The sequence below is a fragment of the Commensalibacter sp. W6292M3 genome (assembly GCF_016101315.1).
Classification (GTDB): Bacteria; Pseudomonadota; Alphaproteobacteria; order Acetobacterales; family Acetobacteraceae; genus Commensalibacter; species Commensalibacter melissae.
The window spans coordinates 1-22,066 of the sequence record NZ_JACFQT010000007.1 but is presented as its reverse complement, the minus strand read 5'-3'; the positions used below and the strand labels follow the sequence as shown (position 1 = coordinate 22,066).

Annotated in this window: 19 protein-coding genes and 1 tRNA gene; 7 read left to right on the top strand and 13 right to left on the bottom strand. The window is 36.2% G+C overall.

Annotated features, from left to right (window positions below; genetic code table 11):
- Positions 1–309: 309 nt before the first annotated feature.
- Together H3T57_RS09005 and feoB are read left to right on the top strand one after the other, a co-directional pair.
- Entirely contained in the window at positions 310–558 is a 249-nt protein-coding gene (locus tag H3T57_RS09005; RefSeq protein ID WP_110439607.1) for a FeoA family protein, read from the top strand.
- 3 nt (positions 559–561) lie between these two features.
- A complete protein-coding gene (feoB, locus tag H3T57_RS09000; protein WP_198194168.1) occupies positions 562–2,409 on the top strand; it encodes a ferrous iron transport protein B in 1,848 nt (615 codons plus the stop codon).
- A gap of 79 nt (positions 2,410–2,488) precedes the next feature.
- Here feoB and H3T57_RS08995 read toward each other — a convergent pair whose 3' ends face one another.
- On the bottom strand, positions 2,489–3,745 hold the full coding sequence (locus tag H3T57_RS08995) for a hypothetical protein (protein WP_198194166.1): 1,257 nt from the start codon (positions 3,743–3,745) through the stop codon (positions 2,489–2,491).
- A gap of 119 nt (positions 3,746–3,864) precedes the next feature.
- Between H3T57_RS08995 and H3T57_RS09245 the strand changes: the two genes are divergently transcribed.
- Complete coding sequence (locus H3T57_RS09245; protein WP_370552886.1) at positions 3,865–4,086, top strand: DUF6587 family protein; 222 nt, start codon at positions 3,865–3,867, stop codon at positions 4,084–4,086.
- Positions 4,087–4,163: 77 nt separating this feature from the next.
- Here H3T57_RS09245 and ahcY read toward each other — a convergent pair whose 3' ends face one another.
- The 6 genes from ahcY to H3T57_RS08965 all read right to left on the bottom strand — a co-directional run bounded on the left by ahcY (position 4,164) and on the right by H3T57_RS08965 (position 10,508).
- A complete protein-coding gene (ahcY, locus tag H3T57_RS08990) occupies positions 4,164–5,462 on the bottom strand; it encodes an adenosylhomocysteinase (protein ID WP_198194176.1) in 1,299 nt (432 codons plus the stop codon).
- A 103-nt stretch (positions 5,463–5,565) separates the two neighbouring features.
- Positions 5,566–6,753, bottom strand: coding sequence for an HNH endonuclease family protein (locus H3T57_RS08985; protein WP_198194164.1), 1,188 nt, complete (start codon positions 6,751–6,753; stop codon positions 5,566–5,568).
- Positions 6,750–7,262 carry a DUF262 domain-containing protein gene (locus H3T57_RS08980; protein ID WP_347400971.1) on the bottom strand — a complete coding sequence of 171 codons (513 nt, stop codon included), beginning with the start codon at positions 7,260–7,262 and terminating at the stop codon, positions 6,750–6,752. The genes H3T57_RS08985 and H3T57_RS08980 overlap by 4 nt, the downstream gene beginning before the upstream one ends.
- A 265-nt stretch (positions 7,263–7,527) precedes the next feature.
- Complete coding sequence (gene radA, locus H3T57_RS08975) at positions 7,528–8,913, bottom strand: DNA repair protein RadA (protein ID WP_198194162.1); 1,386 nt, start codon at positions 8,911–8,913, stop codon at positions 7,528–7,530.
- A 9-nt stretch (positions 8,914–8,922) separates the two neighbouring features.
- Complete coding sequence (locus H3T57_RS08970; protein ID WP_155571547.1) at positions 8,923–9,717, bottom strand: ABC transporter ATP-binding protein; 795 nt, start codon at positions 9,715–9,717, stop codon at positions 8,923–8,925.
- Positions 9,714–10,508: an ABC transporter permease gene (locus tag H3T57_RS08965; RefSeq protein WP_155579938.1), complete on the bottom strand. Its 795-nt coding sequence runs from the start codon at positions 10,506–10,508 to the stop codon at positions 9,714–9,716. The genes H3T57_RS08970 and H3T57_RS08965 overlap by 4 nt, the downstream gene beginning before the upstream one ends.
- A gap of 406 nt (positions 10,509–10,914) precedes the next feature.
- Between H3T57_RS08965 and H3T57_RS08960 the strand changes: the two genes are divergently transcribed.
- Complete coding sequence (locus H3T57_RS08960) at positions 10,915–12,249, top strand: UDP-glucose/GDP-mannose dehydrogenase family protein (protein WP_155564860.1); 1,335 nt, start codon at positions 10,915–10,917, stop codon at positions 12,247–12,249.
- Here H3T57_RS08960 and H3T57_RS08955 read toward each other — a convergent pair.
- Complete coding sequence (locus tag H3T57_RS08955) at positions 12,242–13,222, bottom strand: methyltransferase domain-containing protein (RefSeq protein WP_198194160.1); 981 nt, start codon at positions 13,220–13,222, stop codon at positions 12,242–12,244. The genes H3T57_RS08960 and H3T57_RS08955 overlap by 8 nt on opposite strands.
- Before the next feature lie 93 nt (positions 13,223–13,315).
- Complete coding sequence (locus H3T57_RS08950) at positions 13,316–14,686, bottom strand: NAD-dependent succinate-semialdehyde dehydrogenase (RefSeq protein WP_110439599.1); 1,371 nt, start codon at positions 14,684–14,686, stop codon at positions 13,316–13,318.
- Between the two features lie 248 nt (positions 14,687–14,934).
- Between H3T57_RS08950 and H3T57_RS08945 the strand changes: the two genes are divergently transcribed.
- The 3 genes from H3T57_RS08945 to H3T57_RS08935 all read left to right on the top strand — a co-directional run bounded on the left by H3T57_RS08945 (position 14,935) and on the right by H3T57_RS08935 (position 16,652).
- A complete protein-coding gene (locus H3T57_RS08945; RefSeq protein WP_198194159.1) occupies positions 14,935–15,822 on the top strand; it encodes a ribokinase in 888 nt (295 codons plus the stop codon).
- Positions 15,823–15,851: 29 nt separating this feature from the next.
- Complete coding sequence (locus tag H3T57_RS08940) at positions 15,852–16,469, top strand: trimeric intracellular cation channel family protein (RefSeq protein WP_155564848.1); 618 nt, start codon at positions 15,852–15,854, stop codon at positions 16,467–16,469.
- A 106-nt stretch (positions 16,470–16,575) separates the two neighbouring features.
- Positions 16,576–16,652, top strand: a tRNA-Arg gene (locus H3T57_RS08935).
- Between the two features lie 1,372 nt (positions 16,653–18,024).
- Here the strand turns inward: H3T57_RS08935 and H3T57_RS08930 are convergent.
- The 4 genes from H3T57_RS08930 to H3T57_RS08915 all read right to left on the bottom strand — a co-directional run.
- Complete coding sequence (locus tag H3T57_RS08930; protein ID WP_155564847.1) at positions 18,025–18,432, bottom strand: hypothetical protein; 408 nt, start codon at positions 18,430–18,432, stop codon at positions 18,025–18,027.
- Position 18,433: 1 nt separating this feature from the next.
- Positions 18,434–19,483, bottom strand: coding sequence for a tail fiber domain-containing protein (locus tag H3T57_RS08925; protein ID WP_198194158.1), 1,050 nt, complete (start codon positions 19,481–19,483; stop codon positions 18,434–18,436).
- A 41-nt stretch (positions 19,484–19,524) separates the two neighbouring features.
- On the bottom strand, positions 19,525–20,580 hold the full coding sequence (locus H3T57_RS08920) for a tail fiber domain-containing protein (RefSeq protein ID WP_198194157.1): 1,056 nt from the start codon (positions 20,578–20,580) through the stop codon (positions 19,525–19,527).
- A gap of 45 nt (positions 20,581–20,625) precedes the next feature.
- The coding region (locus H3T57_RS08915) for a hypothetical protein (RefSeq protein ID WP_198194156.1) at positions 20,626–22,066 on the bottom strand (1,441 nt) is incomplete at its 5' end.

Below are 22,066 nucleotides of genomic sequence, written 5' to 3'. Positions count from 1 at the left end.
AAAATTAGGCAACATGCCTGCCAAAGTTTTGCCCCTCTTATGAGGCAGCGTTCCTTCGCAAAAAGAATCAATTTTTCAAAAAATAAGTATCATTTCATTACAAATTCATATTGTATGAACTCAACTTATCGAGTAAAAGAGAAAGTTTTTTCTTTTCATTTGTTTATTTTATACCAATCCTCCCGATAAATGAATAAGAATCATCATAAATAAAATAAAATTCAAAATTGATGACATAACACGAATTTTCTGCCATATTATTAAGAACGCAAATCATTCTTAATGATAGAGTTAAGTTCAATTTAAATAATGACTGTTCCAAATTTAAGTATGCTTTCCCCAGGGAAATCAAGTGTTATTGATCATGTCGAAGAATTTTCTTCTCCTGATCCTATTGCAGACCGTTTACGTGATTTAGGCTTCGTACCAGGCGAAATTGTCAAAATCATTGCCTTTGGGCCATTTGGCTCAAATCCTATTGCTGTACAAATCGGATCGACCCGTTTTGCGCTGCGCCGTTCTGAAGCGGCCAGAATCATTTTACATTTGGATTGTTAATTTATGCCTGAATCATCCATATTCCCTATTTCAAAGATAGCTTTAGTGGGCAATCCAAATTGCGGAAAAACCGCTTTATTCAATCAATTGACCGGAAGTAGACAGAAAGTCGCCAATTATGCCGGGGTCACCGTGGAACGTAAGGAGGGACAATTCGTCACACCCTCCAAAAACAGGATTACCCTTATCGATTTACCGGGGGCATACAGTTTAAAAGCAACCAGCCTTGATGAAGCAGTCACCAGGGATATTTGTATGGGGAACTATCGTAACGAACCCCCACCAGATGCCTTGATCTGCGTTATTGATGCAACAAATTCGCGATTACATTTAAGATTCGCCCTTGAAATTTGCCGTCTTAAGCGCCCAATGATGATCGCTCTAAACATGAGTGACATTGCAAAAAAACGTAAAATCGACATAGATATTCCAAAACTAGAATCAATTTTGGGCATTTGCATTATCCCTACAATAGGAACCCAAAAAAACGGAATTAAAAAACTTGTCGACAATATCGACACCTCTTTTAAAATTCCAACAATTGATCTTGATAATCAAACCGATTTACATGTCGAAGTACGCAAAATTCTCCTGAAATGCGTCCATAATTCTTCTGAAAATTCTGTTCTGCTTGATGAAAAAATTGATCAATGGGTTTTACATCCCATTATTGGTCCCTTAATCCTTCTCATTTTATTATTTATCATGTTCCAGGCCGTTTTTTCATGGGCCCAACCCTTTATGGATGGTATACAGGATTTGACAGACTGGCTTGGAAAAATCATTGCCAACTTATTACCGACAGGTCCCTTGAGAAGTTTAATTATTGATGGTGTTTTTGCGGGGGTGGGAACAACATTCGCCTTTTTACCTCAAATTCTTGTTCTCTTCCTGTGGATTTTATTCTTAGAAGAATCCGGGTATTTGCCCAGAGCAGCCTTCTTACTTGACCGCATTATGGCTTCTGTTGGATTAAATGGTCGTTCTTTCATCCCATTATTATCCAGTTTTGCCTGTGCAATTCCCGGTATCATGGCAACCCGGACAATACCTAGCGCTAGAGATCGTCTAGTTACCATTCTCATTGCACCTCTGATGACTTGTTCCGCACGATTACCAGTTTATGCTTTACTAATCAGTGCCTTTATCCCTCATAAAACCATCGGGATAATATTCAACCTGCAAGGTCTTGTCCTGTTTGGTCTTTATCTACTAGGAATCGCGAGTGCCTTTTTAGTGGCCTTACTTCTTAAAAAACGAAAAAAATCATATGATAACACCCTTTTACTAGAACTTCCCTCTTACCGTTTTCCAAGTGTTCGGAATATTTTGTTTGGATTATGGCAAAGAATTGAAATCTTTGTTAATCGCGTAGGAACAATCATCTTAACGGTCAGCATCCTTTTATGGGCTTTATCAAGCTTTCCAAAACCGCCTGCTGGTGCACAAGGTCCAGCCATTGATTGGAGTTTTGCCGGTATTATAGGTCACTGGATTCAACCCCTTTTTGCACCCATTGGTTTTAACTGGGAAATATGTGTTGCGCTTATCCTTGGATTGGCAGCCAGAGAGGTTGCTGTTACGTCTCTTGCAACTGTTTATTCCATAGCTGGTGTTGATTCTGATGCACCGGGCCAACTGGTTCATTTTCTTTCAACACAATGGAGTATAGCAACAGGACTTTCCTTTCTGGCCTGGTATGTTTTTGCTCCACAATGCTTTTCTACGTTGGCGGTTATAAAAAAAGAAACCTCTTCCTGGAAGATGGTCATAATAACAGCCTGTTATCTGTTTTTCATGGCTTATTTTGCCTCCTTTACTACCTGGCATATCGCATCATTTTTTTCTTGAATCATTTTTCTATTAATTAAAAACTGATTTAATTTAATAAATCAGTTTTTAATTATATTTCTACATAATTAATAAAACATTAAATTTTATATTTATCTTTTTTTAATTGATCATAGCGTTTAATAACTTTATCCACATCCATTGTTTTTTCTTGAGGGTTAAAAGTAAGATGAGCCACCATAAAATCAGAATAAATCGCTGTTTTTTTATTTAGATATTGAGGAATAACAGCCGTTAAATAAAACTCGTCATCAGCATAAGGAGGCAAAGACATATATCTCAATTTCTCACCACGCCAAGCAATAAAATTAATAGAGTAACGTGTGTTAAATTCCATGAATTGTTTTTCTAAAGACAATGAACTGGCATTATTATCTATAAAATAATTATGTAATTTTTCTGCATTTTTTCCACTTTCCCATAACGAACCGTAAACGCCTTCCCGTGGATTTTCATAATGCCCTACAGTTTCAGGAACCACTTTATTTTTTTGTTGCAAATAAGCGCAGGTCGCATTATTAACAACATTAGCTGAAACAACAAAATATTGCTCGTTCTTTTTAGTAAATTCAATAAAATCTTTTATTTTATCAAGCTCAATATAAACAATATCATCATCACATTTTAAAAAAATATCATTTTCAAATTGATCATATCTAGAAGCGTAATAATGATAGGCACGGTAATAAGGAGAATTTTCATACACATTTCCAATAAAACGCTTTATTTTATCGTTATTATGTACAAACTCCAAGGTTCTATCAAAATCTGTACGCATATAAATAGAAAACTTATTATGATGCGTATATTTTGATGGAATCCGAAAATGATAATCATCAACTTCCACAGTGGTATTACCATGAATATCCCTTTTAATACTAATATTATTGACCAAACCATCTGATAAAACACCCGGTGTTCCTTGAATAAAAATATAAGATTTATCATCGGACGAGCGTTCATAAGATAAAAAAGCCTTTTTATCTACAATACGTATTCTTGTTTGACCATTGTTCCATCCCCCTATTAAAGCTTCAATAAAATAATCTCCCTTTTCCGGGACGAAAGCTAGATAAAGTTCTGAAGGGATTCTTATAGGTATTCTCACCGAAGAATTACAATTTATATCTCGACAATATTGATAACCTGAATGGCCATGTAAAAATTTTACAGAACCCAATTTTTTCAAAAAATTTCTATCTGATTCATTACGAGTAAAATCCCAAATATGCCATTCATCTATAGTTCCTTCTTTTAACATCTCGTGAACATAATCACTGAGAACCGACATTCTTTTTTCTCGACCAGCAAACGTAACCATGATTTTTTTAGACACAATACTAACTTTCTCTAAAATGAGTTATCAAATTCGAAATTTATACCATTAAGATTTTATAATTTTAACAAAATGACTTATAACAAAAAAAACACCCAAAATAAATTAGGAAAAATCCAATGCAAAATAATCTTGTTCTTTTTATTATTGTTTTATGTATTTTTTACTGGTTAAACCGGTTTTTTCCAATAATTGGCAAATTCATATGGCTAGGAATTGCTTATGTGCTTAAATGCATCCATGCTCCCGCAACAAGTCAACAATGGGCCTTGAAACACTGCAATACTCAGAAAACACCAAGTTGTAGCACCTGCAGTAAATGCAATAGCAAATGTCATTGAATATTATTTATTCATTTAAATAAAAAACTCATTACAAATTGTAATGAGTTTTTTTATGTCACTATTATTTTTTAAAACTAATAACGATAAGAATCTGGTTTAAATGGACCTTCAACATCAACGCCAATATAATCGGCCTGAGCTTTATTCAATTTAGACAGAACCGCACCAACTTTTTCGAGATGTAAAGCTGCCACTTTCTCATCCAAGAATTTCGGAAGGGTATAGACTTTTGCTTCATATTTACCCTTTGGTGCTGTCCATAATTCAATCTGTGCCAAAGTCTGGTTTGTAAAGGAGGCAGACATCACAAAAGATGGGTGACCAGTGGCATTCCCAAGATTAACCAAACGTCCTTCAGAAAGAAGAATAATACGGTTACCATCGGGAAAAATAATCTCATCAACTTGAGGTTTAATATTTTCCCACGTGAAATTCCGTAATTTTTCAACTTGAATTTCTGAATCAAAATGACCAATGTTGCAAACGATCGCACGATTTTTCATGGCACGCATATGATCAACGGTAATAATATCAATATTACCGGTACAAGTTACGAAAATATCACCACGTGGTGCAGCCTCTTCCATAGTGACAATTTCATATCCTTCCATCGCGGCCTGTAATGCACAAATAGGATCAACCTCTGTAACAAGAACACGACAACCAGCATTTCGCAAACTTGCGGCCGAACCCTTACCCACATCACCAAAACCGGCAACAACGGCAACCTTTCCAGACATCATTACATCTGTACCGCGACGGATTGCATCGACCAGGCTTTCACGACAACCATATAAATTATCAAATTTAGACTTCGTAACACTGTCATTGACATTGAATGCTGGAACTAATAAGGTTCCTTTCTTTTCCATTTCACGCAAACGGTGAACACCTGTTGTCGTTTCTTCAGATAACCCCTTAATATTTTTTAACATCTCAGGATATTTCTGATGCATTAACAGGGTTAAATCACCCCCGTCATCCAAAATCATATTGGGAACCCAACCATTCGGACCATGAATGGTCTGTTCAATACACCAGTTAAATTGCTCCTCGGTTTCACCTTTCCAAGCAAATACAGGAATACCAGCTGCTGCTATTGCCGCAGCCGCATGATCCTGAGTTGAGAAAATGTTACAAGATGACCAACGCACTTCCGCGCCCAAGGCAACAAGGGTTTCAATTAACACAGCTGTCTGGATAGTCATATGCAAGCAGCCGGCAATTTTCGCTCCCTTAAGAATCTGTTTATCCGCATATTCTTTACGAAGAGCCATTAAACCTGGCATTTCCCCTTCAGAAATAGCAATCTCTTTCCGCCCCCAACTCGCAAGTGAAATATCTTTCACTTTGTAATCATGTTGATCTTTCATCATTTATCAATCCTTTTTATGATCAAATTAATATTATGATGTATTATTAGAGCACATATAAGAAGAGATCAATCTAATGCGTCAAAAACAAAACAGCATATTATTATGAAAAAATAAAATTTGATATTCTTTTTGCTGCTTTTTCAGTTGTTTCTAAAATATCATTTTTCTCCCATTTATCACTAGGATAGTTAATTAAAGTTTTCGCTAAATTATATTTGCTATTTTTGTATCCATTTTTATTATGAATAAAACTTTGCTTTTTAGTTTTAAACCATTCATTACTGATACTTCGATTGATATTCTCTTCAAGCAAAATTTTGTTTCCCAATCTGTTAATTACATTTTCAAACTCATTCTTATCCATTTTTGCGTCATGTCGAATTGTCTCTATATTACGACCACTAGCTGGCATGATATGTTCAACATTAACCGTTTCAGAAAAATTAAATTTTAGATTTTTATTTTTAGCGTACAAATATTCATTAACAAATACCAGCATGTTTTTATCATATGTTAATATCGCGTCCTCAACCTCTTTGACATTCCATTTATCATGTATATGATCATAAAAATCCTGACAAATAACATGTTCTGGAATATTAAAATCGACCATCTTTATAATTTCTGCATATAAAAATATCTTAAATTTATTGCTTGAATAACCAGCATCTCCCAACTCTAATAATGAAAATAATTTCAACAATGATTCACAGACATTTATTATTTTATCTTCGGTAATTTCATCTAATTCAAAACGATACAGATAAGCGGCTAGATATAATTTAATATTAACATTACACTTAAGAAGTAACTTTATAATGGAATAATCTTTAATTTTATCCCATTTATATGCAATTTTTTTTAAATTATTGCATAGTAAAAATGGATTTTTTAACAAATCCTGCTCATGATCAGCATAATATCTTCTTAGACCTGGAGTTCTTACATAAATATAAGATTTCAAATATCCCTGTTCTTTAGCACGATTAATGTACATAAATTGTTGCAATACAGAATCAATTGTAACGACTTTTTTAGATTTTAATTTATTTGTTAATTGGAGAATCTCTTCCCATTGAATATTAAATTCCTCTCTTTTATCACCTGCATATGAATATAATTTTGCAGAAATAATATCTGCATCTGAAAGCGGCAAACCTGTTGAATTCAATGAATTAAACATTGTAATAGCTTGTTCGACTTGCCAACTGCGTATTTCGATTACCTGACAATTTTTTAAAAAAGTTTTTGTAAATTGATTCAACCAAGAATCGCTATTTTCTCTCAATTTTTCATAAAAATTTTTAAAGTTACGAAAATAGTTTGTATACCGGTTATTATTTTTTTATAAGGCAGTTTAAAAACTTTTTCCTCGGCATCTTTAAAATCACTGGCACCTATAATTTTATTAAATTCTTCTGGATACAATTCATTAATTGATTTATTTCCTAGTATGAGAATATTTTGTGTCTTTTTTGGATCTTTAAGCATAGAAGGTATATTTTCGGCTTCTGCTTTATATAAAATTTCCATAATTTTATTTCTATTCGCTTTAAGACCAGCTATCAATGCCTCTGAATCTTCATCTTTTGAAACAGTTTGCAGCACTTCATTTAATCGTAACAAAATGGCTTTGAGTAACAACAAAAAAGTCGTTGTACGCTGTTGACCGTCAATTAGACTGAATCGATTTTGATCCGAGCAATCAATTATAATGCTTCCAAAAAAATAAGGATTATTTGATTCACTTTCCTTAAAATTCTCTATATCTTCTAATAGTTTATCACATTGTCCAATATCCCATGAATATCCCCGTTGATATTCTGGAATTAAAAAATTTTCTGTTCGATTAAGTTTTAAATATAACTCAATATTTTTAAGATTGGGTTCAATATCCTAGCCATAATTTTTGAATTCCTGACTATAATTTTATTTTTTAGATAACTATCAAAAATTATCTTTTTTTATAAAATTGATTTAATTAACTATTAAATAACGATAATTTTGTATTTCTAACAAATATATCTAAAAGAAAAATTTCAATAATCAAATGTAATAAATTTTATGTGAATTGAGACACCAAATCACTTATATGACCTAATTCTATCAGCTGTAATCCATTGGGGACGGATAGTTTATTATTTCCATGTGCAATACGCTTGGGTAAAACAACTTCATCAAAACCTAGCTTAAATGCCTCTTTCATGCGTAAGTCGGCTTGTGGCACCTGTCGAATTTCTCCAGATAAACCAATTTCACCAAAATACACTGAACCTGGAGAGGCGGAATGATGGGTCAAAGCCGAAACCAAAGCTGCTGCCACGGCCAAATCCGCCGCAGGTTCGGTAATTCTCAAGCCGCCTGCCATATTTAAATAAACATCAACCCCGTTAAACCGTAACGAACAACGTGTCTCCAAAATAGCAAGCAACATATTAAGGCGTGCATTATCCCATCCGATAACTGTACGTCTTGGCGCTGAATCCCCAAATTTGGGTGCCAACAAGGCCTGCACTTCCAACAAAATAGGACGGGTTCCCTCCAAACCCGCAAAAACGGCTGACCCCGCTATATGACCATGTCGCTCTGCAAGGAATAAAGCAGATGGGTTTGCCACCTCTACCAAACCCTGTCCTGTCATTGAAAAAACACCAATTTCATCTGTTGCACCAAATCGATTTTTTGCTGCCCGTAAAATACGAAATTGATGTCCTCGATCCCCCTCAAAATATAATACGGCATCAACCATATGTTCCAGGACACGCGGCCCCGCTATAGAACCTTCCTTGGTAACATGTCCCACAAAAATCAATGCAAATTCTTTCTGTTTTGCCATACGAATCAATTCAAAAGCCGCAGCCCGAACCTGACTTACCGTCCCAGGGGCCCCATTCGCCGTATCCAGCCACATTGTTTGAATAGAATCAATGATAACGAGACTTATATTTTTTTCTTTTTCCAGCGTTGAAAGAATATCCGCAACATTTATGCAGGCAGCCAGTTGTATGTTTTTTCTTTGTTCCGCATCCTCTAACCCTAACCGATTGGCACGCATTCTTATTTGGTTAACAGACTCCTCTCCTGAAATATATAAAACGGATTGTCCCTGTCTTGATAAAGCACAAGCAGCCTGCAACAATAAAGTTGACTTTCCAATGCCAGGATCTCCTCCTACCAATGTAACTGAAGATTGGACAAGACCTCCACCCAGAACACGATCAAATTCAGAAACACCAATGGACTGACGATCAGGAGGTGAAATCTCACCATCCAGCCCTGTAAACTGAATCATCCTGCCTGCATGTCCCAGTACAGAAATCGGACTTGTTTCCCTGGTTTTCTCGCTAATTGTATTCCATTCACCACAAGCCTCACATCGTCCAGCCCATTTATGATAAATAGCGCCACAACTTTGACAGACAAACATTTTAACCGGCTTTTTCGCCAAAACGTCCTCTTATACTTTCATTTCCATTTTAATAGGACCTGCATAAAGACCATGTGTAAATTGATGCACGTAGGGATTCTCACTCTGCATAAGTTTACCAGCTTCACCCTGCCAAATCAGCTCCCCTTTATACAACATGGCAACCTGATCCCCGATCCGCTGGGCAGAAGCCATATCATGGGTAATGGCAATTGTTGTAGAACCCAGCTTCTTAACGCAATCAACAATCAAGTTATCAATTATTGCTCCCATGATAGGATCCAACCCTGTGGTCGGTTCATCAAAAAAGATAATTTCCGGTTTTGAAGCAATCGCACGTGCCAAGCCAACCCGTTTCTGCATCCCACCAGATAACTCGCTGGGATATAAATCGCCAATATTATCTGCATCCAGACCAACAAGTTCCAAAACCCTGTTTGCCCTTTCCCTCGCCCGGGCACGACTAACTCTTGGCTGATTTTTACGATGTCCATTTAAAAGGGCAAAGGCAACATTTTCCCAGATAGGCAAGCTATCGAACAAGGCAGAGTTCTGAAACAACATACCCATTTCCTGTAATTTTTCTGCTTGCTCGGAATATGGCAATTCAAAAATATTTTTACCATCAATTTCGATCGTGCCACTATCTGGTGTCATTAACCCCAAAATACATCGGAGCAAAACAGACTTTCCACTTCCAGATCCACCAATAATAACAAAGGAAGTTCCCTCCATTACATCCATATTAATGTTACGTAACACATGGTTGCTGCCAAAAGATTTGGAAAGATTACGTATACGAATTTTGGGATAAGTGTTGGTCATTTTGCAAAAAAGATATCCGTTAACAAATAGTCAAATACTAGCAATAAAATAGAGGCGGCAACAACAGCAGAGGTCGTCGCTGCACCAACCCCCTGTGCGCCCCCACGGCTACGATATCCATGATAACATCCCATCAAGGCAATAAGAAATCCAAAAACCGCCGCTTTCACCAAACCAATTGTAACATCAATAGGTTTCACGGCATTCATGGTCGCCGCAATATAACCCTGGGGCGAAAAACCCAATTTAATGACCGAAACAGTAAAACCACCCAGCACCCCTAGGATATCAGCAATCAAAACTAGAAATGGTAAAGCAAGCGTAGCAGCTAGCAAACGGGGGGTGACAAGATATTTGATAGGATTGGTTGATAAGGTTTTGAGCGCATCAATCTGATTCGTCACCTGCATTGTTCCAATTTCCGCGGCCATGGCTGCCCCCACCCGTCCCGCAACCATCAATCCTGCCAAAACGGGCCCAAGCTCACGAGTGACAGCCAACACAACAATATTGGCAATCGCGCTATTTACATGATACTGGGACATACCAGTATAGGATTGTAACGCGATAACACCTCCAGAAAATAATGCAGTTAAAGCAACAACAGATAGAGACAAATAACCTATATCAAGTAAAGATCCCCAAAAAATGCGCCAATAAAATGGAGGATAAAAAATATTTATAAATCCGCTTAATGCAAACAATGCGAGGGTACCCGTTTCCCGAACACCGTTTAAAGCCATACGACCTAACAAAGCAATCCAAATCCACGGACGTTTCAATTGATACATCTTGATTCCCGGTTAAACTCATCACAACATTATTAGCTAACGAATTGAGAAGTTGTTCAATAATATTGATTACAAGTTTTATCCTATAATTCTATTATTTTCTAATATTTATATTTAAGCATATAAACATCTTTTATTTTTAAACATTTTATATAGATCAAACATTTTAAACATCATCCTCTTCCCAAGAACAATCCCCCCTTAGAATCTAATTATTATTCCCATCAATATTGAATATATCTATTGTCTATATACCACTGAAAATCTCTTCATTACCCTTTATAATGAACTTGTTTCAATATTTTTAAAATTTTTATTTTTTTAATTTTTAAATTAACTTAATTTAATAATCTATAAAACTGGCAATATCTTGATTAAAAATAAGGAATGTTCTGTGCGTATAGCAATGATTGGTGGAGGATATGTTGGTCTTGTTTCTGCTGCTTGTTTTGCAGAATTCGGACTTGATGTCGCTGTCGTGGAAAAGGATCCCAACCGGTTAAATGCGTTAAAGCAAGGAAATATTCCTATCTATGAACCTGGTTTGGATCTTTTGGTTCAGAATAATATCAAAGCCAATCGGTTACAGTTTTTTGAAACGATTAAAGAGGCTATTCCTGATTGTAAGGCCATTTTTATTGCCGTGGGTACACCCCCACGTAACGGTGATGGACATGCCGACATGACTTATGTCCATCAAGCAGCCCTGGAAATCGCAAAACATCTAAAAGAATATGCAATTATCGTTACCAAATCAACAGTCCCGGTTGGTACAAGCCGACGGATTGCACAAATCATCCGTAAGGAAAATCCATCTCTTGATTTTGATGTCGCCTCCAATCCTGAATTTCTTCGTGAGGGCGAGGCCATTCAAGATTTCATGACACCTGACCGTATCATTATCGGTATTGAAAAAGACAGAAAAGATCGCGCACAAAAAGCCCAAGAAATCATGAGTCGACTTTACCAACCCTTATTTCAAAAAGAAACACCAATTTTGTTTACCAATTTGGAAAGTGCTGAACTGGCAAAATATGCCTCAAATTGTTTTTTAGCGATGAAACTTTCATATATTAACGAGCTTGCTGATCTTTGTGAACAAGTTGGAGGAAATATAGAGGAAATTGCCAATGCTATTGGATTAGACAGCAGAATCGGCAAATATTTTTTACGGCCAGGCCCAGGTTATGGCGGATCCTGTTTCCCGAAAGACACTCTTGCCCTAATTCGCATCGCCCAAGAAGCAGGTACACCCTCACGGCTGGTAGAGGCAACCGCACAAGCTAATGATGCCAGAAAAGCAAACATAAGTGGAAGAATTATTCAATTATGTGGTGGTAATGTTCACAATAAAACCATTACCATTCTGGGACTTACCTTTAAACCAAATACAGATGATATGCGGGAATCCCCATCTATTCCCATTATTCACCGTTTGGTTGAAGAGGGTGCCCAGATAAAAGTTTTTGACCCTGTTGGAAATGAAAAGGCAAAACCCTTATTACCTAATACAGTTCAATATTTTGATAGAATTAACGATGCAGCCAATCAGGCTGACGCCTTGATTATCCTGACAGAATGGAATGAATTCCGTTCTTTGACACCCAAGACCCTGAAAAACTGGATGAAAAAACCACTGGTAATCGACTTCAGAAATATTTACGATCCCAAAGTGATGAAAAGTGAAAATATTCATTATTATTCAATTGGTCGACCCCTGAAAGAAAAATTTATCATTTAAACAGTTTGACTAATTGACGCAAAGGGGACGTCACACGCCAACAGAAAGAATTCTGTATGGCCGTCAGTTCCTGTTTCAATTTTATATTTTCCTGTTCCAAATGTTGGGCAAAACTGAATTGATAGGGTGAAATTCTAATCTTTTCATAAACCTCTTTCCAGCTTTCAACACATTTTTCCCTATTTTTTTCCGATACAAGAAAAACCGTAAATTCATAACTCAGCTTTGATGGATCAATATCAAACCATTCCACACAAGCCATTTTTATAAGTCCATGTTCAGCCAAATTCATCATCAGTTTCGCAAACAAACCTAAATGCAAAACCCAACAATGAATATCTTCATAATGATCAGGTATTAGTGTTCTTTCCCCCCATTCCAGAACCTCAGAAAACGGGATTTGGCTTTCCAGATTTTCTTTATCAGGATATAATCCATATTCTGCATGAATTTTTGGAATATCTTTATCATTAATTTTGTTCAATGCAAAGTCCAACACCAGGTGTGTTTCAGGGCATGTAGATTTCTTTAACCAGGCAGCGAGTAAATCAGCCAACCGGGTAGGCTGCCTTTTCATATCAAAAGAATAACGACCATCTGGCAAAACCAAACGTAATTGTCCATCAGGTTTTAAAATTTGTCGTATTTCCTCAATCCATCCAATCAAGTCTGGGACATGTTCTGCAACATGAGATGCGATTACATAATCAAACTGACCATCCACACACTCCTTCAAAGCACATTCTTTTTTCCAGATATAATCAATCTCTACCAATTGACGAGAATCAAAATTGGTATTCCAGGCAAATTGCTCTTTCAGCTCTTCCGTCGACAAATGATCTGCGTAAAAAACATTTCCATTTTCTCGACATAAAACTGGATCAATCAATGCACCGATTTCCAAACATCGTGCATGTGCAAATCGAATTCCTCTATTTAAACGTTCACGACGTAATGCAATAAAAGGTTCCATAAATTCTTGACCTGAAATAAAAAAGGATTCATTAAATATAATGAATCCCTCTTTTAATCCAAATTTCACTTTATAAATATAGTAAAAATGAAATTATTTCTCGATATAAATTAATTTATGATTAAGGAATTCAAAAATTCCCTCATCAGACAATTCACGACCATATCCAGAATGTTTCACACCGCCAAATGGAAGATCTGGCGCTGTCCAGGTAGGACGGTTGATAAAGACCATACCGGTATCAATTTCCTTTGCAACCCGCTTTGCACGCTCAACATCTCTTGAAAATACGGTTCCACCCAAACCAAAATCTGAATCATTGGCCAACTCAATTGCCGCTTTTTCATCTGGAACACGGAAGAACATAACAACTGGTCCAAAAAATTCTTTATAGAATACTGGATTTTGCTTGGTAATATCGGTCAAAATGGTCGCCTCCATAAAAGCACCTGAACGATTTGGACGTTTACCACCAATCACGGCCTTGGCACCATGCTTGACAGCTTCGGCTGTCATATCTGCAATTTCCTGTGCAGCTGCCTCACTGGATAATGGACCCAATGTCGTGCTACGATCCATTGGATCACCCATTTTCAGTTTAGAAAAACAGTCTGTAAGACGTTTCAGATATTCATCTGCAACAGATTCAACAACGATGAAACGTTTAGCGGCAACACAACATTGTCCCGTATTATTCATACGACCCCAAAGACCCCATTTGCATGCTGAATCCAGGTCGGCATCTTCAAGAACAATAAATGCATCACTGCCACCCAGTTCAAGGGTGGATTTCTTAAGATTTTCACCGGCTTTGCCAGCGACAATACTTCCTGCCTTTTCACTTCCCGTAAGCGCAACACCACGGACACGACGATCGGAAATGATTTTGTCGGTATGCTGAGATAATACATAAAGATTGGTATAAACACCTTTTGGTGCACCAGCATCAAGCATCAATTTTTCAAAAGCACCCGCACATTGTGGAACAATGGAAGCATGTTTGACCATTACCACATTTCCAGCCATCAAATTCGTTGCAACAACACGAACAAGTTGATAATAAGGGAAATTCCATGGTTCAACACAGAAAATGATACCTATTGGGTCATACTCAACATAGGCCTTGTGACCATCTTTTGGATGTAAGGTTTTTGGTGCAAGAAATTTTTCGGCATTTTCTGCATAGTAATCAAAAATGTCTGCCGTCAAATCAACTTCCGCTTCCGCTTCTGCAATTAGTTTTCCCATTTCCAAGGTAACATAATGAGCAAATTCCGCCTTTTTATCACGCAAAATTGATGCGGCTTTTTTCATCACTTGACGACGAGTAGCAAAATCTGTCTTACGCCATTTTAAGTAAGCAGCTTGAGCTTCATCAATTTTAGCAGCTACTTCATTCTCCGTTAATTCCTGAAAGGTCTTCACCGTTTCATTGTTAAAGGGATTAACTGATTTATAAGCCATTTAAGCCGTCCTTTCTGCTTTCTGTTTAACGTAAATTAATACTCTATCTATAATCTTTTTTATGAAATAAGCTACCTTAATATCTAATACAAACATGCAATTTCACAATGTGCGATTAAATATTTTTCATATCAGGTTATTATAACCCATATTTTAAAAGAAATATAAAAATAAATTCTATCAATCTATTTCATTTAAAATAATTATAGTATCTATTTAAATATTGTAACTGACAATAAGGCTTTTTTATGAATAATATTCTGGTTATTGGTAGTTTAAATACTGACCTCGAAACTTCTGTTGATCATTTCCCTGAAACTGGAGAAACCCTGATCGGCGGCCCCTTACAGATTCATTGTGGTGGAAAGGGGAATAATCAGGCAATAGCAGCAGCAAAACTGGGGGCATCAGTTACAATATTGGGCGCAATCGGAAATGATCATTTTGGTCAATTGCTGATAGAAAACCTTAAAAAATATCATGTCAACATTACACCTATAAAAACCTGCAAACAAAGTCCTACTGCAACCGCATTAATAATGCATACAAATACAGATAATACAATTATTGTTACAGAAGGGGCCAATAAAAGCCTATCAGCCCAGGATATTCTCAATGCTGAATCTCTCATCAAATCCCATGATATTATTCTTTTACAGCAGGAAATCCCTTTGGAAACGCAGATTGAAGCCATTGAGATTGCATATCGATTAAAAAAAATAATTTTTGTTAATCCTGCACCTTCACGACAGCTCCCTGCAGATATCATTCCAAAAATCAGTTATCTTTTACCGAACGAACATGAGATAAAAGCCTTTCGACATAATGGATCAGAAACTTACGAAGATATTATCCTGCATAGCTCTACACCCATTATCATGACATGGGGTCGCAGCGGAATACTTTTTAAAAATAAAGAAAAACAGATTCAACATATCCCCGCCTATACCGTACCAACCGTCGATACAACAGGGGCGGGTGATACATTTTGTGGCGCCTTTTGCTGTTTTCTTCATTTGGGATATGAAAAAGCGATTGAAAAAGCCTTGCAAGCTTCTGCACTTTCGGTTACACGCACTGGGGCCCAAAATGGTATGCCCACACTGAAAGAATTAACCGCTTTTCAATTTCATTAACATTTCATATCCCCAGGGAACATGTTCCTATGAGTCATACTTTTTTCCATTATGTTGATTTAATCGGAACATTTGCTTTCGCCATCAGTGGAGCTCTGGCAGCCATTAATCGTAATCTGGACATCTTTGGCGTTTTTTGCATTGCCTTTGTCACAGCCTGTGGTGGAGGAATTGTAAGGGATATCTGTATCGGTTCTTTTCCTTTAGCGGGGATGATGAATCTGGAATATCTCGTTATTGTCTTGACTTCAGTTTTCCTAGCTGCCTTTTTCCAAAAATTACTTTTACATCTCAATCATCCAACTCTGTTTTTTGATGCCATCGGATTGGGTTTTTTTGCTTCGTTTGGCGCCCATAAAGCGTTTGTTTTTACCGGAAATTGCGAAATAAGTATTTTTCTTGGAACACTTACGGCCGTCGGTGGAGGAATATTGCGTGATACATTAACCGCCCTGATTCCATCCGTATTAACCAAGGAAATTTATGCCTCTGCCGCCATTGGCGGAGCCATTGTCCAAATTATGGGTGACAAGAATATTATCAGTCCCACCTTTGCTCCATGGTTTGCCATTATAATCTGTAGTGCAATTCGCTTGTTATCGTTAAAATTTAAATGGAATTTACCGTCAATCAAACAAATTCAATGAACCCTGTAATTTATCAATCTTGATATAAGGATAAAAAAAGAAAAATTATATTTGACAAAAGAAAAACTGGCTATTTTCATTAAAACAGAGTATGAACATTTTCAAAGGACCCGTAGCTCAGCTGGATAGAGCGTTGCCCTCCGAAGGCAAAGGCCATGAGTTCGAATCTCGTCGGGTCCGCCAATAGATATGTTTATCAATAAAATTAAACTTTCAATAACAATCAATTATCTCATTTTTTAATTAATATTATTCAACACGATAAATGAATCAATAAAAAACAAAAAATTAATAGTTACAGAAATTTTGACTTTTTCCATGAAAAAATTACGAATATTTATTTAAGTTACTCATAAAACCACTCTTTAAAAAGTAATTCTATAATCAATAAAACCTATAATAATTCACTGTAATACTTAAATTGTTGATCCAACCATTCAATACGTCGTTTGACATAATCAATGATATAATTTACAGGTCATTTTAAGATCTTACGTCATTGGTTCCGGGTCAATCAAATTTGCTTTCTCGATAATAATTTTGTTAATTGTCTCATTGGAAATTAAATTGCCATTCCACAACTCACGTCATCTTGCACAAATTTCTGGTTTGATGTGATGATATATCATCGATAATTCCAAAGGTTTGATATTCGGAAATATTTACCATATGGTTAGTGATTTTTCCATATCCCAACAACATAGGATTAAATTATTAGTAATACTGTAAAAAAACGGTTAATTCATATAAAAATATATAATCAATAATAAATTCTTTTTTACATTTGTTATATCTTTCAATATCCACTTGTGCACTTTCAATAGGCGATTCATATAAACTTGGTAATCTGCTATTAATATTTCCTCACGACCAATTAAATTTCATTCATTATGATGGTAGACACATTTTTGCCCAAAATTATCCAAGTATCTTGGCTGATAACAACCTTGAATATAATGCTGATGATCAATCCCTTATTGCGCTTGGGAAAGATTATTTTCTAAAATATATAGACCCATGAGATTCATCATTATACCATACCTCACAAAGGAACCTTGCCATGGAAAATATAGCTGAATTACACATACCTAAATCAAGCTAATCGTAACAGGAATATTCGTTTTCTAGTACCAAACGACTGTTTCGTCTTTATGAAAATGTCGCCATATTTAGTTGTAATATTGTTCCTAAGCAGAGTTCTATCTGTTCCATATCCTTTCAAAACCATACCTGAATCTGATAATAAAATATTTATCTACAACAGGATGCATTCTTTTATTCTATATTATGATTTTTCTTTACTGACGTTAAACTGACCTGTTCTTGCAATCCCCAGATTCTTACCGCAAAGAATTAAAATAAGATATTCCTTCAAAAAATGAAATACTTATTCCCTTCACTTTATCTGTGGGATTGCTCTCCTTTGATGAAAATCAGCAATGATCTGTTTGATTTAGATAATACGGTTAAATCCCATTCATCCGATATGTTACTACAACCAAACTAGACAAGATTTTCATTATTAATATATCCTATTTACTGCTGTTTTTTGGCATCAGCCATAAATCAGTTTTCCATAAAATTGTGACATTCCATCAAACAAAATTTCTACAAGGGTAACCGACCCTGCTCTTGTATCAATAAAGGGTTGCCTATTCTGCCATTTGACAGATGCATCAAATTCAACCTCGCAATTCCCTTCATAGGGTTGCTGAAGAATGATCGTCATGCGCTGCAACTGACCCTTTTGCCCTTGCCCGAGTGAAATCCCGCACGCTTTCTGGAGTAGAAGACGATAGCTGATGTCTCCCGCTTTCGGGAACATCAGGGTAATGGCTGGATCATTCACGATCCTGTTTTCAACCAATATACCAGCAGATAAACGATCAACAATCTGTCCACCTGTCATTTCCTGTCCCAATGATCCTTTTGCGAGACCTTGTGTCATATCAAATCTGCTCATTTTATTTACTTTCAAGTTTCATCAGCCTTGTCTCAAGATCATTGATTTTCTGTTTATGAGCGGCTAAAAGCATACAAATAACCTCGGTATATCTCAGTTTTTGACGATAAATAACGTCACCCTTGTCATCTTTTGGCACTTCCTGAACAGACTTGAGGATCGGGTTCCCGTTTTCATCCTTCTCGCCTGTATCCACCCTCTTGAATTCAGGTGATGCATCCTGCGTCCACATGGCATAATCGGATGGATCAAGTCCCGCATCCCTGATCGCCTGTTCTATATCCTGAGCGATAAAACCTGTATGAACACGTGCCTTGTCCTCACCTTTCTCTTTTATCGCGTCATTCAGCCTGTAATTGACAACATTGACATTATACAGGGCATCCAATAATTTCCTGTCAGAATTATCGGCTTTCTCATCAAGGATGGATGTGATGGTCTTGACGTTTTTGTCCGAGGTCACGTTTGGTGCGGTCTTTATGAAAAGATTGTTCCATGAATTTCCCGCACGTCCCAGATCCCCGCCGCCATCATTAAGGGGATGAAAGGAAACAGAACCAAATGCATAATTGGCATTAATGTTGTCAGACCATACTACACTAGTAAAACTCTTGTTATTACCTTTTTCACCATTAAAATTTACAGAATACTGAATATGTATTTCCCTGGATTTTGGATTGGGTTCATAATCTTTTGTATAATCACCATTTATTGGTCTTAAACCCGCATTAATCCATGTAACACCATCCATATCCTTAGGCTGTGGATACACAAATTGTCCTGTCAAATCAAGTATTACAGTACCCAAGGGTTTATTTGCATCATCAATGGAAAAATATTTATCTAGATCTAAATTATTGACATAGGTTCTAATGTTATCAACATTACTTTGTGCTTGACTTGCAATTGCTGTGACACTTGCAATCTGTTCTTTTGTATCATTTGCTGTTTTAGCAAGTTCTGAAAGTTGCTGTGATGTATTACCACCATCCATTGAAACATTACATGCAGACAGGTCCAGATCTTTTGGAGCGTTATTTTGATTTGTCATTTTATATCTCTTAATTAATTTCATTCATTAATTTGAAAAATTTATTTTAAATTTGATAGCCTAGTTTCTAAATCACTAATTCTTTGCTCGTAAACTTGTTTAAAATCCTCAAGTTTTTTCAATTTTTGTTTGAATGCTTGAATAAAAACACAAAATATTTCATCATATCGTAAAGACTGCCTGTAAACCTGATTACCATCAGCATCTTTTAAGAATACACACTCTCTTTTTGTAACAGGATTACCCCTGTCATCCTTTTCGCCTGTCTCAATATCTTGTGTCTCAAAAACTTTTTCTTCTATCCACATTCCATAATCAGAAGCTGATAAACCTTTATCTTTCAAAGACTTCTCAACCTCCTGAGCTATAAAACCATTATGCAATCTGGCTTTACCCTCTCCCTTTTTATCAATAGCGTAATTAAGCTTGAATGTATGAACATCAAGATTATAGATTGCATCTAGTAATTTTTGGTTTTCAACATTATCTTCATTGCCCAGAGCGGAAACAATTTTTTTTTCGTTTTTATCAGAAGTTACGCTCAATGCCGTTTTTGAATAAATATTATTCCAGGCATGGTTTCCTATTCCAAGATCACCCACTCCATCACTATCGGGATGAAAAGCATCTCCTACAAAAGAACGATATGCATGCTTATCATCTGTCCAAGTTTTTAATACTACCCAATATTTATTTTTCAATGTATAATGTTCGATTATACGAGTACATGCAGGATCAGGACTTGCACGAAATCCATTAAGATTTAAAGTATGTCCATAAGACATAAAAACAGTTCCATTATCAGAACGTGCCTTTGGACCAATAAATTGATTTGTATTATCCAAAAGCAGAACATTACCTGATGTAAAAGATTGATCCCTTGATAAATAATTATCAAGATTCAAATCTTTAATTCGCTTTGACAATATCTCACATTTTTTATCAACGTTAATTGAGGTTTCAGAAATTCCTGCTACTTCTCCTATTGTATCATTTGCCGTTTTTGCCCATTCAGATAATGTTTTTGATGTCTTCCCTTCATCAATAGAAACAGTACAATCTGAAAGATTCAAATTCTTTGGAGAATTATTAATCATTTTAATGCCCTATATATCTACAATTGAATGAAAAAATACTAGCTATTAAGCAACACAAAGCACGCCACCATTATTCCAGGAATTTTTATAGTAGACAGAACCATCAGTAAGAACGATATTACCGTTTAATGACAATCCTTCAGGCATTTTTTTACTGCCGTTGAGATAATCATCAGAAGCTATGTATAAATTACCATTTAATGAAAAATCATTTGGAATTTCAGAAACCTTTTCAGGCGCGATAACTACTCCATCTTTATTTCTATAAAGACCGGAATTAACTTTCTCAATTGAACCATTACTCATCATAAAGGAAAAGGTTAAATCATCATTCATGATAACGGATTCAACACTAATCCCTTGCTGTCCTTTTTCTCCCTTCGGAATTGAAAAATCAAAAACTGCATTTATATCAGATCCTGAATTCGTTATTTGAGCAGGTTGGTCAGCTTCGACAGATACAATGTTGCCTATTTTGATTGTTGCCGCTTTGGCAACCGGATCAATCCATTCAGTACCGTTCCACCATAGAGGTTCTTTTTTATCAATATCATATGATTGTGTTCCAATTGGATAATCAACAGGCAATTTATCCTTGGTTGTAGGGGTTACATAAGGATAAGTAAATTTTCCTGCATGATCTTTTTTCATTGCGGCATGAGACGGATATAAAGACCATTCAGCCTGTCCTTCTCCACCTTCTTTTGAACACCAAAAGATACCATCTTTACCAAATCGTATTTCATCCTGGTATCCCAATGATGTAATGGTTTTGGGTTGTTCTTTTTCTGATAAATATAAATTACTCAATAATCCAGCGCTTCTACTTCTCTTAACATAATAATATGTCCTATTTTGATCCATCCATTGCGCCATAAGAGTTACAACATCACCAACCCTTATAGTGATAACAGCATCTTTTTTAAACGCTTCCCCTTTTCCATCAACCAACTGGTTTTCACAAATAATATCAGTTTTAATTTTATAACCTGATTTATCCATATCAGAACCATAACACACAAAGGTATATGACCCTTGATACCCCTTAAATTCTAATGGCTGGCAATCAGGTAACCAACAGGCTCCCCCAGCAAATATATATCCTTTTAACTCCTCAATCTTATCAGCCCTTGCTGATGCCAGAATACCAGCTGTTCCCTTGGATGGAGCAAATGCTATCATTTTGCTTTGTGCACCAACCGTGTAAATATCAAACAGTGTTTTATCCGCATAAGCGTGAACATCATCATCTAAATAGATGGAAACTTTAGCATCAGGATTAATAGACTGCGTTATTATAAACGGATTATTAATAGGTTGAGTCAACTGACCCCGTGCATCCAATCCTGCCACTCCATTTGGATGATTTCTTTCAATATTTGGAATGGCCTGATGGGCAAGATCGACGACTTTACCCAAAGAGGCATCCTGATGGGATGGAGTTGGGACTTTTATGGTATAATCCAACATTTCAGCGGATAATTTA